At 57.4% G+C, this 15436-nt stretch carries 15 protein-coding genes and 2 pseudogenes; 7 read left to right on the top strand and 10 right to left on the bottom strand.

Annotation, left to right across the window (positions count from 1 at the left end; translation table 11 throughout):
- The first annotated feature begins 8 nt into the window (after positions 1 to 8).
- Positions 9 to 749: an osmolarity response regulator transcription factor OmpR gene (gene ompR / locus AK821_RS06825; RefSeq protein WP_064388985.1), complete on the top strand. Its 741-nt coding sequence runs from the start codon at positions 9 to 11 to the stop codon at positions 747 to 749.
- A 113-nt stretch (positions 750 to 862) separates the two neighbouring features.
- Positions 863 to 2176 carry an ATP-binding protein gene (locus AK821_RS06820; RefSeq protein ID WP_064388984.1) on the top strand — a complete coding sequence of 438 codons (1314 nt, stop codon included), beginning with the start codon at positions 863 to 865 and terminating at the stop codon, positions 2174 to 2176.
- Positions 2177 to 2394: 218 nt separating this feature from the next.
- On the opposite strand, the gene rimK is transcribed toward AK821_RS06820, so the two are convergent.
- The 3 genes from rimK to rimA are packed head-to-tail and all read right to left on the bottom strand — an operon-like array spanning position 2395 to position 4572.
- Positions 2395 to 3300 (bottom strand): 30S ribosomal protein S6--L-glutamate ligase, encoded by a 906-nt coding sequence (gene rimK, locus AK821_RS06815; protein WP_007949201.1) that lies wholly within the window; start codon positions 3298 to 3300, stop codon positions 2395 to 2397.
- Positions 3297 to 3776 (bottom strand): retropepsin-like aspartic endopeptidase RimB, encoded by a 480-nt coding sequence (gene rimB, locus AK821_RS06810; protein WP_007917936.1) that lies wholly within the window; start codon positions 3774 to 3776, stop codon positions 3297 to 3299. The genes rimK and rimB overlap by 4 nt, the downstream gene beginning before the upstream one ends.
- Positions 3777 to 3792: 16 nt before the next feature.
- Entirely contained in the window at positions 3793 to 4572 is a 780-nt protein-coding gene (gene rimA, locus AK821_RS06805) for a S6 modification regulatory phosphodiesterase RimA (protein ID WP_064388983.1), read from the bottom strand.
- A 116-nt stretch (positions 4573 to 4688) separates the two neighbouring features.
- Between rimA and AK821_RS06800 the strand changes: the two genes are divergently transcribed.
- Positions 4689 to 5096 carry an RNA-binding S4 domain-containing protein gene (locus AK821_RS06800; protein WP_064388982.1) on the top strand — a complete coding sequence of 136 codons (408 nt, stop codon included), beginning with the start codon at positions 4689 to 4691 and terminating at the stop codon, positions 5094 to 5096.
- A gap of 121 nt (positions 5097 to 5217) precedes the next feature.
- Here AK821_RS06800 and AK821_RS06795 read toward each other — a convergent pair whose 3' ends face one another.
- A complete protein-coding gene (locus tag AK821_RS06795; protein ID WP_064388981.1) occupies positions 5218 to 6018 on the bottom strand; it encodes a phosphatase PAP2 family protein in 801 nt (266 codons plus the stop codon).
- A 105-nt stretch (positions 6019 to 6123) separates the two neighbouring features.
- On the opposite strand from AK821_RS06795, the gene hslO reads away from it, so the two are divergent.
- Together hslO and AK821_RS06785 are read left to right on the top strand one after the other, a co-directional pair.
- Complete coding sequence (gene hslO, locus AK821_RS06790; RefSeq protein ID WP_064388980.1) at positions 6124 to 7026, top strand: Hsp33 family molecular chaperone HslO; 903 nt, start codon at positions 6124 to 6126, stop codon at positions 7024 to 7026.
- Between the two features lie 181 nt (positions 7027 to 7207).
- Entirely contained in the window at positions 7208 to 8749 is a 1542-nt protein-coding gene (locus tag AK821_RS06785; RefSeq protein WP_064388979.1) for a phosphoenolpyruvate carboxykinase, read from the top strand.
- Positions 8750 to 8813: 64 nt separating this feature from the next.
- On the opposite strand, the pseudogene AK821_RS31350 reads toward AK821_RS06785, so the two are convergent.
- The 6 genes and pseudogenes from AK821_RS31350 to AK821_RS06755 all read right to left on the bottom strand — a co-directional run bounded on the left by AK821_RS31350 (position 8814) and on the right by AK821_RS06755 (position 12405).
- Positions 8814 to 9290: pseudogene (locus AK821_RS31350) on the bottom strand (helix-turn-helix domain-containing protein).
- 102 nt (positions 9291 to 9392) lie between these two features.
- A complete protein-coding gene (locus tag AK821_RS06775; protein ID WP_064388978.1) occupies positions 9393 to 9665 on the bottom strand; it encodes a type II toxin-antitoxin system RelE/ParE family toxin in 273 nt (90 codons plus the stop codon).
- Entirely contained in the window at positions 9665 to 10108 is a 444-nt protein-coding gene (locus AK821_RS06770) for an antitoxin PaaA2 family protein (protein WP_064388977.1), read from the bottom strand. The genes AK821_RS06775 and AK821_RS06770 overlap by 1 nt, the downstream gene beginning before the upstream one ends.
- Positions 10109 to 10263: 155 nt before the next feature.
- Positions 10264 to 10562 (bottom strand): annotated as a pseudogene (locus tag AK821_RS06765) (hypothetical protein).
- A gap of 335 nt (positions 10563 to 10897) precedes the next feature.
- Positions 10898 to 12040: a hypothetical protein gene (locus tag AK821_RS06760; protein ID WP_064388976.1), complete on the bottom strand. Its 1143-nt coding sequence runs from the start codon at positions 12038 to 12040 to the stop codon at positions 10898 to 10900.
- A 104-nt stretch (positions 12041 to 12144) separates the two neighbouring features.
- On the bottom strand, positions 12145 to 12405 hold the full coding sequence (locus tag AK821_RS06755) for a hypothetical protein (RefSeq protein ID WP_064388975.1): 261 nt from the start codon (positions 12403 to 12405) through the stop codon (positions 12145 to 12147).
- Between the two features lie 301 nt (positions 12406 to 12706).
- Between AK821_RS06755 and AK821_RS06750 the strand changes: the two genes are divergently transcribed.
- Together AK821_RS06750 and AK821_RS06745 are read left to right on the top strand one after the other, a co-directional pair.
- Positions 12707 to 13210 (top strand): hypothetical protein, encoded by a 504-nt coding sequence (locus tag AK821_RS06750; protein WP_064388974.1) that lies wholly within the window; start codon positions 12707 to 12709, stop codon positions 13208 to 13210.
- 164 nt (positions 13211 to 13374) lie between these two features.
- The gene (locus AK821_RS06745) at positions 13375 to 15303 is read left to right on the top strand and encodes a RecQ family ATP-dependent DNA helicase (RefSeq protein WP_064388973.1); all 1929 of its coding nucleotides are present in this window, start codon (positions 13375 to 13377) and stop codon (positions 15301 to 15303) included.
- Positions 15304 to 15436: the final 133 nt, after the last annotated feature.

Raw genomic sequence — 15436 nt, 5'->3', positions numbered from 1 at the left:
AGCATCCAATGAGCAGCACTGCACAAACTGCTGAAGGCGAAAAAATTCTCATCGTTGACGACGATCCGGGCCTTAGCAGCCTGCTGGAACGTTTTTTCGTCAGCAAGGGCTACCGTGCCCGTACCGTACCGAACACCGAACAGATGGATCGTCTGCTGTCGCGTGAAGTTTTCAATCTGGTCGTCCTCGACCTGATGCTGCCCGGCGAAGACGGTCTGACCGCTTGCCGCCGCTTGCGTGGCGCGAACAATCAGATCCCGATCATCATGCTCACCGCCAAAGGCGATGAGTTGAGCCGTATCAAGGGCCTGGAACTGGGCGCCGACGACTATCTGGCCAAGCCGTTCAACCCGGACGAGCTGATGGCCCGGGTCAAAGCCGTCCTGCGTCGTCAGGCTGCACCGGTGCCGGGCGCGCCGGGCAGCGAAGACGAAAACGTCACCTTTGGTGATTACGTGTTGTCGCTGGCCACCCGCGAACTGAAACGCGGCGACGAAGTGCACATGCTCACCACCGGTGAGTTTGCGGTACTCAAGGCCCTGGTGATGAACGCGCGTCAGCCGCTGACCCGCGACAAACTGATGAACCTGGCCCGTGGCCGCGAGTGGGATGCCCTCGAGCGTTCCATCGATGTGCAGATTTCCCGTCTGCGCCGCATGATCGAGCCGGATCCGTCAAAACCGCGCTATATCCAGACCGTCTGGGGCGTGGGCTACGTGTTCGTACCCGATGGTGCCGCCACCAAGTGATCGGTGATTTGTAGGAGCGGGTCTGCAGGTTTTGGTCGAATGGCCATGCCCGCAGACTCGCAATCCGCAATATGCGAGCATTGCTCGCTCCTGCAAGTGTGTAGCGGTTAAAGATGAAAACCCCCGTCTGGTTCCCCCAAAGCTTTTTCTCTCGCACCCTCTGGCTGGTGCTCATCGTCGTGCTGTTTTCCAAGGCGCTGACCCTGGTTTATCTGTTGATGAACGAAGACGTGCTGGTGGACCGCCAATACAGCCACGGCGTCGCCCTGACGCTGCGTGCCTATTGGGCGGCCGACGAAGAAAACCGCGCGAAGATCGCCGATGCTGCGACCCTGATCCGGGTGGTCGGTGCCGGTGTGCCGGAAGGCGAACAGCATTGGCCGTACAGCGAAATCTACCAGCGCCAGATGCAGGCGGAGCTTGGCGCCGACACCGAAGTGCGTTTGCGCATGCACTCACCGCCGGCGTTGTGGGTTCGTGCGCCGAGCCTGGGTGATGGCTGGCTGAAAGTGCCGCTGTATCCGCATCCGTTGCGTGGCCAGAAAATCTGGAACGTACTGGGCTGGTTCCTCGCCATCGGCTTGCTGTCGACGGCGTCGGCGTGGATTTTCGTCAGTCAGCTAAACCAGCCATTGAAGCGTCTGGTCTATGCCGCCCGGCAACTCGGCCAGGGCCGCAGTGTGCGTCTGCCGATCAGCGATACGCCGAGCGAGATGACCGAGGTTTACCGTGCCTTCAACCAGATGGCCGAAGACGTCGAGCAGGCCGGACGCGAGCGTGAGTTGATGCTGGCCGGCGTGTCCCATGACTTGCGCACACCGTTGACGCGCTTGCGATTATCGCTGGAGCTGATGGGCGACCACACCGATCTGACTGACGACATGGTGCGTGACATCGAGGACATGGACGCGATTCTCGACCAGTTCCTTGCGTTCATTCGTGATGGTCGTGACGAGTCGGTGGAAGAGGTCGATCTCAGCGATCTGGTGCGTGAAGTCGCCGCGCCGTACAACCAGAACGAAGAGAAAGTGCGCTTGCGCCTTGAGCCGATCCAGCCGTTTCCGCTGCGTCGGGTATCGATGAAACGCCTGCTCAATAACCTGATTGGCAACGCCTTGAACCATGCCGGCGGTAACGTTGAAGTCGCGGCGTATGTGTCCGGTGACGTCAGCGCGCCGTATGTGGTGTTGAGCGTGATGGACCGGGGGGCGGGGATTGATCCTTCGGAGCTTGAGGCGATTTTCAACCCGTTTACACGAGGCGATCGTGCACGGGGCGGGAAGGGTACTGGCTTGGGTTTGGCGATCGTGAAGCGGATTGCTTCGATGCACGGCGGCAATGTTGAATTGCGTAACCGGTCCGGGGGAGGGCTGGAGGCGCGGGTGAGATTGCCGCTGGGGTTGATGTTACCAAGAGACGCCGTCTAACCCCCTAAAGCCCCTCATCGGAACGCCGCCCGCCCAGCCCTCTCCCGGAGGGAGAGGGAGCTGACCGAGGTGTCTGGGGTCATACGTCGACCTGAAAGACTGGGGCGATTGTGGATTCGGCACAGCAGGATCAGGTCGGCGTATCTCTTCTGCATCCCCCAATCAGTCCCCTCTCCCTTTGGGAGAGGGTTAGGGTGAGGGGTTTCTTGCTCTTCGCTCTAGCCCTTGCCTTTGGTGCGGGTCATATTCGGCCCGCCATTCTTCTCAAGATGCTCAATGATGATCCCCGCCACATTCTTCCCCGTGGTGGTCTCGATCCCTTCCAGCCCCGGCGACGAGTTCACTTCCATCACCAACGGCCCGTGATTGGAGCGCAGGATATCCACACCCGCCACCGCCAGGCCCATGACTTTGGCGGCGCGCAATGCGGTCATGCGTTCTTCCGGGGTGATCTTGATCAGGCTGGCGCTGCCGCCGCGATGCAGATTTGAACGGAACTCGCCCGGTTTGGCCTGACGTTTCATGGCGGCGATGACTTTGTCGCCGACCACGAAGCAGCGAATATCCGCGCCGCCCGCTTCCTTGATGTATTCCTGAACCATGATGTTCTGCTTCAGGCCCATGAACGCCTCGATCACCGATTCGGCTGCCGTCGCGGTTTCGCACAACACCACACCGATGCCTTGGGTGCCTTCCAGCACTTTGATCACCAGCGGTGCGCCGTTGACCATGTCGATCAGGTCGGGAATGTCGTCGGGCGAGTGGGCAAACCCGGTCACCGGCAGACCAATGCCTCGACGCGACAGCAGTTGCAGCGAGCGCAATTTGTCTCGCGAACGGGCAATCGCCACCGATTCGTTGAGCGGGAACACCCCCATCATTTCGAACTGGCGCAACACCGCGCAGCCGTAGAACGTCACCGACGCGCCGATCCGCGGAATCACCGCATCAAAGCCTTCCAGCGGTTTGCCGCGATAGTGAATCTGCGGCTTGTGGCTGGCGATGTTCATGTAGGCGCGCAAAGTGTCGATCACTACCATTTCATGCCCGCGCTCGGTTCCGGCTTCGACCAGACGGCGGGTGGAATACAGACGCGGGTTCCGCGACAGCACAGCGATCTTCATGCAACACCTGTGGAGGAGGTAGATACCGGGAACACCGGCTTGTCTTGTACATATTTGATGCCCGGATTGACCACCAACTGGCCATCGATCAGGGCTTTGGAACCGAGCAACAGGCGATAACGCATGGACTTGCGGCAGGCGAGGGTGAACTCGACCGGCCAGACCCGATCACCGAGGGCCAGGGTGGTGCTGATCACGTAGCGCACCTGCGCATGACCGTTGGAGCTTTTAATGGTTTTGCGCGTCACCAGTGGTGCTTCACAGCGGCGGTGACGCAACTGCACCACCGTGCCCAGGTGCGCGGTGAAGCGCACCCACTTCTCGCCGTCGCGTTCGAACGGTTCGATGTCGGTGGCATGCAGGCTCGAGGTGCTGGCACCGGTGTCGATTTTCGCCCGCAGGCCCGCGACTCCCAAATCCGGAAGCGCCACCCACTCGCGCAGACCGACAACGGTCAAATGGTCAAATGTCTTCAATGGAAAAAACCAACGATTAACGCTTCCAGGCTTCAGGTGAAACCTGGGCCAACGCTTTGAATGCAGGTCTGGCGAACCAGTAGCCTTGCATCAGAAATATTCCACAGTCCGCCAGGAAGTCCCGTTCACCGGCGCTCTCGATGCCTTCGGCAATGACTGTAACGTCCAACTCCGCACAGATTGTGACAATCCCCCGGACGATCGCCTGACGAACACGGTCTTGATCGACATTGCGGATCAGCGCCATGTCGAGTTTGATCAGGTCCGGTTGGAAATCAGCCAGCAGATTGAGCCCCGAATAACCGGCACCGAAATCGTCGATGGCGGTCTTGAAGCCGAATTCGCGGTATTCACGCAGAATATTGGTCAAATGGCGATAGTTATCTACGTGCTCGCTTTCCAGCGTTTCGAAAATCAGTCGATTGATCGGGAAATTGTGTTTTTTTGCCGCCTCCAACGTACTGCGAATGCATAACTCTGGACGATAGACGGCATTGGGCATGAAGTTGATCGACAAATGTGTCGGCATATTTAGATTAGCCGCGCCTTCGATGGCGCGGGTCCGGCAGAGCTGGTCGAAACGGTAGCGATTATCTTCTGTAACCTGATCCAACACGGTGAACGCGCCTTCACCGGCCACACCACGGACGAGCGCCTCGTGGGCAAAAACCGACTGATCGCGCAGATCGACGATCGGTTGGTAGGCGAAGGAAAACTCGAAGCCCAGCGGCTCGCTTTGCTGGCAGCCCTGGCAACCGGCCTTGGGTGAAGTTAATGAAGATGGGAATTTTGTCACTCGATCACTCCATGCCGATGAACCGGCCAAGATCACAGTTTATCTGGACGACCGAGTTCTTGCGCCCGACAGAATCGGTAGTACAGTTCCGACTACTGGCCGAACGAGGAATTCAAATGGCACAAAAAAGCGACGAGGACGACAAGGTCCGTCTCGACAAGTGGCTATGGGCTGCGCGTTTTTACAAAACCCGCGCGTTGGCCAAAGCGGCGATCGAGAGTGGCAAGGTGCATTGTCGAGGCGAGCGCTGCAAGCCTGGTAAAGAGCCACGTATTGGCGATGAGTTCGAAATTCGTATGGGGTTCGAAGTGCGTACGGTGAAGGTCGAGGCGTTGTCGATCGTGCGCCGCGGCGCACCGGAGGCGCAGACGTTGTACGCGGAGACTGCTGAGAGTGTTGCCAAACGTGAGGCGGCTGCAGCGATGCGCAAGGCGGGCGCTTTGGGTATGAGCACCGATGGCAAGCCGAGCAAGAAGCAGCGGCGGGATTTATTCAAGTTTCGCGGCAGCAGTAACGACGAATAATCGCGTTGTTGGTGCTGGCCTCTTCGCGAGCAGGCTCGCTCCCACAGGAGATTGCATTCCAATGTGGGAGCGAGCCTGCTCGCGAATCGAGGGCGCAGCCCTCGCCGAAGACAGCTCGGTATCAGGCGCTACGCACCACACTCATCCGCGCAACCAGCGGCAACTTGCCCAGTAACGCAAAGATCGGCGCCGTCACCTTCAGCCAGAAGTTCGAGGCGTGATAAGCAAACGGCGTGTAATAACCCCAGCCCAACGCCCACACCGCCAGCAACACGCCACCGATGTAATCGTCCTGACCCCAGTGCGCCCCCGCTACCAGCCGCGGCAACATGAACAACACTGCCAGGCCCCACACGGTCAAAAACTGTCCGACTGTGCGGCTGAACACGCCCATGAACAGTGCCCAGATCAGCAGCACCGAAGCATGGTCACCGGGAAAGCTCTGGCCGGAACGGTCCTTCAGCTCCCAGGTTTTTTCCAGATTCGGGAAGTAATCGCTGATGTGCACGGCGCCTTCCAGCACCATCGACGGACTGCTGTGCTGCCAATCCATGTAGTCGGCGAATTTGGAAAACAGTGCGCGAATCACCACCATCAACAACAGAATCGACAGAAACCCGAAAAAAGCCCGGCGCACATCAATCGCCTTGAACACCCAGTCGCCCTTGATCAGCAGCGTCAGCAGAATCAAGCCGACGACGATGTCGAACGGACGCAGACTTGCAATTGCCCAGATGTGGAGCCATATGGGGTTGCTGGCCAGTGGTGCATTGAGCGAGCGGAACAGCCACTCGTCGAAAATCACACACAGCGAGTTGCCCGTAGGCCATAACCAGAAAGCCAGTAGCGCTAATGGCACTACGTTGCACAGAACCAGCCGGCCGAGGTTCCACCTTGATTGGAACAAACCCGGATTGTTCATAAAATGCCTCCAATGGCTGAACAGTCAGCACCAAAAAGTGTGCCGAGAAGCGCAAATTTTCACGTCTTGTAACCATTTTGTCACCACATTCAGATACCCAGACCTATGACCGACCTACCGGATACCGATTTCACTCAACGCTTCATCTTCGATGACAGCGACACTCGCGGCGAACTGGTGGCGCTTGAGCGCAGCTACGCCGAGGTTCTTGCCAAGCACCCGTACCCGGAGCCGGTTGCGCAATTGCTGGGCGAGTTGATGGCGGCTGCCTCTTTGCTGGTTGGCACCCTGAAGTTCGACGGACTGCTGATTCTGCAGGCGCGTTCCGAAGGACCGATCCCGATGCTGATGATCGAGTGCTCCAGCGAGCGCGACATCCGTGGTCTGGCGCGTTATCACGCGGATCAGATCGCGCCGGACGCGACCCTCGCCGACCTTATGCCGAACGGCGTTCTGGCCTTGACCATCGACCCCACGGTTGGCCAGCGCTACCAGGGCATTGTCGATCTCGACGGCGAAACGTTGTCCGACTGTTTCACCAATTATTTCGTCATGTCGCAGCAGGTCGGCACGCGCTTCAAGCTCTACGCCGATGGCCGTCGCGCCCGTGGTCTGCTGCTCCAGCAATTGCCGGCGGACCGTTTGAAGGACGAAGAAGATCGCGCCGCCAGCTGGCAGCACATCACCGCACTGGCCAGCACGCTGACTGCCGATGAACTGCTCAGCCTGGACAACGAAACCGTCCTGCATCGCCTTTACCACGAAGAGCAGGTGCGTCTGTTCGATGTGCAGAATCTGCGCTTCCGTTGCAGTTGCTCGCGGGAACGCTCGGGCAATGCGCTGGTCAGTCTGGGTCTGGAAGATGCGCAAGCCTTGGTTGCCGAACAGGGTGGCACCGTCGAGATCGATTGCCAGTTCTGCAACGAGCGATACCTGTTCGATGCAGCCGATATCGCTCAATTATTCGCCGGTGCAGGTGTCGACACGCCATCCGATACCCGGCACTAAAACGGTTCAGCGCAGGTAAATTCACTGCTCAAACGCGCAATTACGCCGTTACGACGGGAGGGCCCTACTCTTTTTGGGCTTTTCTGGCATAATCCGGCCCACTTTTTTCGCGGTAGTAGTGCACGACTTTCTACTACAAAACGTTTGGAGCACACTCGGCCACTGGCCGACGGGGAACCTCATGACGCAAGCCAATAACGCCGTGTACACCGATCTGAGTGTTGATGATCTGGTAAAAGAAGCCCTGAATCGCGGTGAGGGCGAGCTTGCCGATACCGGCGCTCTGGTAGTCCGCACCGGTCATCGCACCGGCCGTTCGCCAGTCGATCGTTTCATCGTTGAAGAGCCTTCCACTCAGGCTGCTATCGCCTGGGGCCCGATCAACCGCAAGTTCCCGGCCGACAAGTTCGATGCCCTGTGGGACCGCGTAGAAGCATTCAACAACGCGCAAGAGCACTTCGTTTCCCACGTGCATGTAGGCGCGGCCGAAGATCACTACCTGGCCGTGAAAATGACCACCCAGACTGCCTGGCAGAATCTGTTCGGTCGTTGCCTGTTCATCAATCCGGCCCAGTACAACCCGGCTGGCCGTGAAGAGTGGCAAGTGCTCAATGTCGCCAACTTCGAGTGCGTGCCTGAGCGTGACGGCACCAACTCCGACGGTTGCGTGATCCTCAACTTCGCGCAGAAGAAAGTGCTGATCGCTGGCATGCGTTACGCCGGTGAAATGAAGAAAGCCATGTTCTCCGTGCAGAACTTCCTGCTGCCGGCTGCTGACGTGCTGCCAATGCACTGCGCTGCCAACATCGGCGAAGAAGGCGACGTGACCCTGTTCTTCGGTCTGTCTGGCACCGGTAAAACCACCCTGTCGGCCGACGAAAGCCGTTACCTGATCGGTGACGACGAACACGGCTGGGGCGAAGGCGTGGTGTTCAACATCGAAGGCGGTTGCTATGCCAAGTGCATCGATCTGTCCGAGAAGAATGAGCCGGTTATCTGGAAAGCCATCAAGCACGGTGCAGTACTGGAAAACGTCGTTATCGACGATGCCAAGCACGCCGACTACGCCGATGTCAGCCTGACCCAGAACAGCCGCGCCGCTTACCCGCTGGAGCACGTTGCCAAGCGTTCCGAGCACAACCTCGGTGGCGAGCCAAACGCGGTGATCTTCCTGACCTGCGACCTGACCGGCGTCCTGCCGCCAGTGTCGATTCTCAACGAAGAACAAGCGGCCTACCACTTCCTGTCCGGCTACACCGCTCTGGTGGGCTCGACTGAAATGGGTTCGGGCAGCGGCATCAAGTCGACCTTCTCCACCTGCTTCGGCGCACCGTTCTTCCCGCGCCCGGCTGGCGAATACGCAGAGCTGCTGATCAAGCGCATCCGCGGTTTCGGCTCCAAGGTTTACCTGGTCAACACAGGCTGGACTGGCGGCGGCTACGGCGTTGGCAAACGCTTCAACATCCCGACCACCCGTGCGGTGATCGCAGCGATCCAGAGCGGCGCGCTGATCGGTGCTGCCACCGAGCACCTCGACACCATCAACCTCGACGTGCCCCTGGCCGTACCGGGCGTTGAAACCAACCTGCTCAACCCACGCAATACCTGGGCTGACAAGGCTGCGTACGACGAGGCTGCCAAAGCATTGGCCGGTCTGTTCATCGAGAACTTCAAGAAGTTCGAAGTGAGCGACGCGATCAAGGCTGCTGGGCCGAAGTTGTAAGATTGGTTTGGTGTGAATGAAAAAGCCGCCCTTTGGGGCGGCTTTTTTGTGGGCGTTTTTCCTGTTATGCGTCTTGTTTTAGCGTTTTCTTCAGTAACGAAGACAGTGAGTGAGTACAGTGGGAAGTTCTTGAGACGCTCTTCACTAACATTTGCGGCTTCGACAACATTTGTTTGTGACGTCGGAGTTTTTCCTGCTTTTGGTACTCCGTGCGTTGGTTTACTCGCCGGACCTTTGCTAGCGGGATTCTTTGAATAGAGAAGACTTGCGTCTTGCTGGCGATAACCCGGTTCATCTGTTGCACCCAATCGAATCATGTCTTGCTCTAGACCCAGAACGTGCATCACTGACAAGTAGCTCCGATTGTTACACCCGAGCCTCCGGATTCCAGGGAGCGCAGCGTCATGACAGACATCCCGGCGCGCTCGGCGACTTGTTTCGCGGTGAGTCTGCGCCTGAGTCGAGCTAGTTTCAGGCGCTCACCGAGATCGTTCAGAAGATGTGCAAGTTTTGGAAGCAGAGCCGCAGTTTTTCTAGCCATAACGCTATTATTCCTTCACTTGGGTAGTGGTAACGCCAGAATAATTGCACTTGTCTGGTCGATCCAGAGACTGGGTTTGCCCTTTCTGATCTTCGTGATCCGTCATGGCCATTGCTGACGGGCATGCATTATTCGCAGCACCTCCACACATTTATCTTTGATTGTGTAGACGATGACGTAGTTGGACGCTGCGACGATTTCTCTTGTGCCTTCAACGATGCCCTTTCTGTATAAGGTCGGCCGCTGTCGGGCGACTTCCCCTTTTGATTCGAACATATCGTCGAGATCAGCCGCCGCTTCAGGGTTGTCCTCACTGATGTGCTCCATGATTCTGTCTCGGTCATCAAGCGCCTGTTGGCGCCAGACCAACCTCATCAACGCACTCGTTGACGCAGGGCATCGCGCTTGGCAGCAAATATTCGTCGAGCGTCCTGATCGCTCACGCTAGGTCTTGGATCATCAATGCTGGTTTGCACCTGCCGCTTGAACCACTCGTCATACGCCGCCGCCTCATGAGCTTGCTTCATTGCTTCGGCGCGATCAGGACGTGCGTAGGTTTTCATTTGCAGCGGGTCATAGCTGGATGCATCCACATCGAAGTGAGTGATACCCAGTTCTTGCAAATAGGCCACTAATGTTTCAAGGCGTTTGAACAGACGCACTTGACCGCTGCGCTGTGCTGCGAGCGAACTTTCTTTGCTTCCTTGCTGAATTTGAATCGACCAGCCACCCGGCTTGGCGACGATATGTGTGCTGCTTACCGAACCGTTTTGAATCAGGTGCGTCAGGGTGCTGTGATCGATGGTTTCAGTGGTCATGACGACGAGCTCTTGACTGAACAATGGCTCCCATCGTACGCAATCAATAGTAGTTTGCAAAATTTAGCTCCTGTGCTGGACACCGCGTGTCCAGCATCCATGTTTTTTGGTCAGGCAGGCGCTAGTTATTTGGGGCGCACCTGCTGAGATTGTTTTTAGGCTGGGGCTTTCCAATTGAGCATTTGCTGCTGCGCAACTTGCAGCAGATCGCAGCCATCCTGCGTCAGCAGATAGAGAGCGTGGGTGATGTGGGGATGTCTTCGACGTCGGCTTGTTTGAAGTTGAGGCAGTAGAGGGTGCGTAGCAGGTCGCTTGAAGCACGCAAGCGCTGGACGGTGCATTCGAGGATGTCTTGCGGGTTGTCTTCTGAGTCGATGATCAGTGGCGTTGTGTCGGTGAGGTTTGATTCGAGGGGGCGGTAGCGATCGGTGGTGAATTGATTCCATGTTTTCATTTTCGATCCTCAATTGCTTCTGAGTGAAGCCACCACATCGTGACCAAGCGACAGGAGGCGACTGTGTTCGGGTTGGTCAACCGGTGAGGATCGTGCACACACCCGAGGGTGTCACAAACACAGTCACCATAAACTGCAGGCAATTAAGTGCCCGCGGCATACAGCGCATGCGTATATACGATCCAATCGGGTGACCAAGCCCGAGCCACTGATTGGTCAGCGACAGTCACGACTATAGGCTCACACCCTCAAGCCTCGATAGGCGACAAAGACTCTATCCTGTAGGAACCGGACGAAGATTTTGCCGGACGTCGCTATCGTCTGATCAACACCTTTCAACGCAAATGCGCATACGCCGAAATATCCAGCACACTCGTCGCCAGCCCGGTCGCCGGCGAGTAAATCGCACCTTTCACCGTCGAGAACGGCACGCCTTTGCTGCCCAGCGAAACGTAGCGCTCGCCCTTGTCCAGTTCGGTAAAGTAGGTGTAGGAAAGTTTGTGCATCAGTTTGTATTTCGCTTCATCACGAACAACGTTGGCGGTGAGCGTTTTCAGGTCGGCATCGCTCAGGTTAAGCGTTTTCGTCAGAGACACGCCCCAACGCTTGAGACATGTTTCGGCGAGATGGCGGACGATCCGGCCAGGATCGACGAGCGCTTTCATGTCGCTGCTGTTGGTCGGTACGCCGCCGCCGGCGGTAGCATTGCCGGCCAGGGTGGCGTGACGGCCGGCCATTGGATAGACAGAGGTTTTGGTGCCCGTGGCGGTTTGCGGGATCACGCAACTGAAGCCTTTGGAGCGCTCGTCGCGGGCGTAGAAACCAACGTATTCCTTGACGTTGCTGGCCAGCTTGACCCGCTCATCCTGAAAGTTGCCAATTCCCGGTACCGGATCAATGGCAAAAATGTTTACCGGGATGTTTTTCAGTGCGCTGTCCTTGAACATTGCGTTGGCCAACATATGGCAACTAATGCCGCCGCGGCTCCAGCCGACCAGATTAACCTTTGTCGGAATGATGCCGTCTTTACGGAAAGTCTTGATGATTTGTTCCTGTAACTTCTGCTGGGTAACGCTACGGTCGCCGTAGTTATATTTACGCCAGAACCAGGAACCTTTGATCTCTACATCTTCAATAGGAATACCGGCAGCCTTCAGGCGGTTGTATTCCGCCTCGGTCAGTTGCTGGCGCTGCCAGTCGCACTTGCCTTTGATGATGTTCATGGCGTGCATTACGTTTTCCTCCCAGCCTGTGCCAAACAGGGTGCCGGTCAGGCCGTATTCCTTGGTTTTGGTAAACAGGTCGTCGGCTTGCAAGTTGCCGCTGCCAGGGCCGTCGACCACGATAAACTCCGCAAACTCGTGGCCGGTATGATTCGAAGCGAGGGTCGAAACGATCTCGCCGTCCCAGAAGTTCTCATGATTATTGTCGAACTTGTTGGAGCCGGTGCCACAAAAAAAGATGGTTAAAACTGTCATGGTGTTGCCCTTGGTTAATGTAAGAGCAGCAACTTAGTGTTGATAAGGTTAATAAATAAAGCGATGTGTTGTTTCCGGGTTTGTAGTTTTGAAGTTTGTCTCGCTCAGGATGGTGTTTGTTTGGCAACTTCGAGCAAGTCGCAGCCATCTTTGATCAATAAATAAAGTGCGTTGACGATGTTGGGTATGTCTTTTACGTCAGATTGTTTGAAACACAAACAATAGAGCGTTTCCAGCAAATCACTGGCGGCGCGCAGACGCTGGTCTGCAGCATCGAGCAAGTCTCCGTGGCTGGCGTGCGTGTCGATGACCAATACAGGGTTTTCGCTGTAGCAAGTCTTGAGAGGGCGATAGCGGTTGATCATGGTGAGGCGGGGCCTTTGCAAAGGGCTCGTTCGGGCCGGCAGGGTATTTCAGCCGCGCCGGCCACTATAGAAGAGCGTTACGCAGCCGAACAAGACCGCCGAAGTGGACAGAATTCGTAGGGGTTTTTCCGTGGTGCGGGCATTTGCCCTACGCGTATTCAGGGGTTTTTTCAGGCAAAACCCCTACGCGAAAAATTTCCTACGGGTTTGTCAGGCGCTTCGCAGTAAACCTCTGTATGGTGCGCGCCAGAATCTGTGGGACGTTTCCAAACGTCCGATACACGCTTAAAGGGAATTAGGTATGCAATGGCTACGAATGGCCTCGATTGTGTTGCTGTGGGTCAGTGGTTGCCGCATGACGTTAGCGGCCGAAGCCGGCAACGTGCTGGTGCTCAATCATCTCGACCGCACCGGTTGGCCAGAAACGCTCGCCAGCCAGACGAATCTCGACACCGCCTCTCGCGCTGAAGTGTTGATGTTCGGCAAAGCCTTGCTGGCAAGCGAAGCGCTGGACGAGTCCGGGCTTGAGCAACGTTTGGGCGTCTCGCACGTTCAGCTCAAGTCAATCCGGCAAGTGCGCGACAATCTGTGGGATCGCTTGCTCGCGACCTATCGCCACGCCAGTCAGGACTGTGACGGGCAACCATTTTGTCCGCGGGTGCGCAGTGTTGCCGATCTGCGTCAGTTGTCGGCGGCATTTACCGGCGATATCAGTCCGGCGCATGCGTTGTGGGCGAGCAGAAGCCTGGATGTGCATGAGCGCGTGCTCGACGAGCAACTGCGGGTGGCCGTGCTGCAACCGTGAGTCTTGTGTCGGGTTGACCGGCCTCTTTGCGAGCAGGCTCGCTGCCACCAGGGTTGGTGGATCCGCTGTATCATTGCGAATCGATTTGGCCCTGACCTTTTCTCGACTCGCTGCGATCGCCCGCTAGGCTGTTGGCATTACAGCAGTCAACGGAGTGACAGCGAATGCACAACACCCTGGAACAGGTTTTTGGTTATCCACAGTTTCGGCCTGGGCAAGAGGCCGCGATCAGCGCTGTATTGGCCGGGCGTTCGGCGGCGGCGATTTTTCCGACAGGTTCCGGAAAATCGATTTGCTACCAATTGCCGGCGCTGTTGCTGCCGCACCTGACGCTGGTGGTTTCGCCATTGCTGGCGTTGATGCAGGACCAGTTGGCATTCCTGCAACGTCATGGAATCCCGGCGGGCAGCATCGATTCGGCACAGAGCCGCGAAGACGCCAATGACGCCATGGCTCGTGCCCGTTCGGGTGAGCTGAAGATCCTGATGATCTCTGTCGAGCGTTTGAAAAACGAGCGCTTCCGTAACTTTCTGCAGCAAGTACCGATCTCGTTGCTGGTGGTAGACGAGGCGCATTGCATCTCGGAGTGGGGCCACAATTTCCGCCCCGACTACCTCAAACTGCCGGACTATCAGCGCCAGTTCAACATCCCGCAGACCTTGCTGCTGACGGCCACCGCCACGCCGAAAGTGATCGCCGACATGCAGGCCAAATTCGCCATCGCCCCTGACGATGTGGTAACCACCGGTTTCTATCGGCCCAACCTCAATCTGCTGGTGGAACCGGTACGTGGCCAGGACAAGCGTCGGCGTCTGGTCGAGTGGATGACCGAGCGGCCGGGGCAACCAAGCATCGTCTACGTGACCTTGCAGAAAACCGCAGAGCATATCGCCGAACATCTCGAGCGCAACGGCATTCAGGCCGAGGCTTATCACGCAGGCCTTCCCCACGACAAACGCGAAGCGATCCAGAAACGCTTCATGGCCGGGCAATCCAATTGCATCGTCGCGACCATCGCTTTTGGCATGGGCATCGACAAAAGTGACATCCGCAATGTCGTGCACTTCGACCTGCCCAAATCCATCGAAAACTACAGCCAGGAAATCGGTCGCGCCGGGCGTGACGGGCAGCCGTCGGACTGTCTGGTGCTGGCCAATCGCGACAGCCTCAACGTGCTGGAAAACTTCGTTTACGGCGACACGCCGGAACGCGAAGGCATTCGCTATGTGCTCGACGAATTGAAAGCCTCGGTGCCGGAAGGGCAGTGGGAGTTCTTGCTCGGACCGCTGGCGGATCAAAGCAATATTCGTTCGTTGCCGCTGAAGACATTGCTGGTGCAACTGGAACTGCACGGCTTGATTGCGCCGCGCTATGCGTATTACGCCGAGTACCGTTTCAAATACCTGCTGGAGCCTGAGGCAATCCTTGAGCGATTCGAGGGCGAGCGCAGGGCTTTCGTCGCGGCGATCATTCAGACCTCAAGCCGCGCACGCACCTGGGCCACGGTGAATTTCGACGCGATGTACGCGCAGTATTCGGCGGAGCGCAACCGGGTGGTGACGGCGCTGGATTACTTTCAGGAGAAGGGTTGGGTCGAGCTTGAAAGCAAGCAGATGACTGAGGTCTACAGCCTGCTCAATAGTGACTTTGACAGCGATGCCCTGAGCGCTGAGCTGCATGACTATTTCACCCGACATGAGCGGGCCGAAGTGGCGCGCATCCACGCGATGCTTGAAGTGTTCGCCAGCGAACGCTGCCTGGGTTATCGCCTGGCGGAGTATTTTGGTGATCACAATGCGCCCGAACAGTGTGGGCATTGTTCGGTGTGTCACGGGCAGGTTGCGCGGTTGCCGGCACCACCGGAGTTGCCAGCGCTTGTGGATAAAAACTTTGCGGCGTTGTGTGGCGATTTTATCCACAGGCATGAGCAGCACACCGGGGTCATCCCGACGGCGGAGCGGCTGACGCGGTTCTTGTGCGGCATCAGCGTGCCTTTGTTCACCAAGCTCAAGGCGCGCGCTATTCCCGGGTTTGCTGCCTTGGAGGAATATCCCTACGCCGAAGTCCGCAGCTGGGCGCAAGAGCACCTCTGATCGCTGTAGGAGCTGCCGAAGGCTGCGATCTTTTGCTCTTGAAAAAATCAGCATCAAAAGATCGCAGCCTTCGGCAGCTCCTACGTCAAGTGTCATCAAGGCGGGGGCTCCATCCATCCGCTGAATGTCGATC

It is taken from the genome of Pseudomonas sp. RIT-PI-r, from assembly GCF_001297015.1.
Lineage (GTDB): Bacteria > Pseudomonadota > Gammaproteobacteria > Pseudomonadales > Pseudomonadaceae > Aquipseudomonas.
This window is presented reverse-complemented; position numbering and strand designations above follow the sequence as displayed.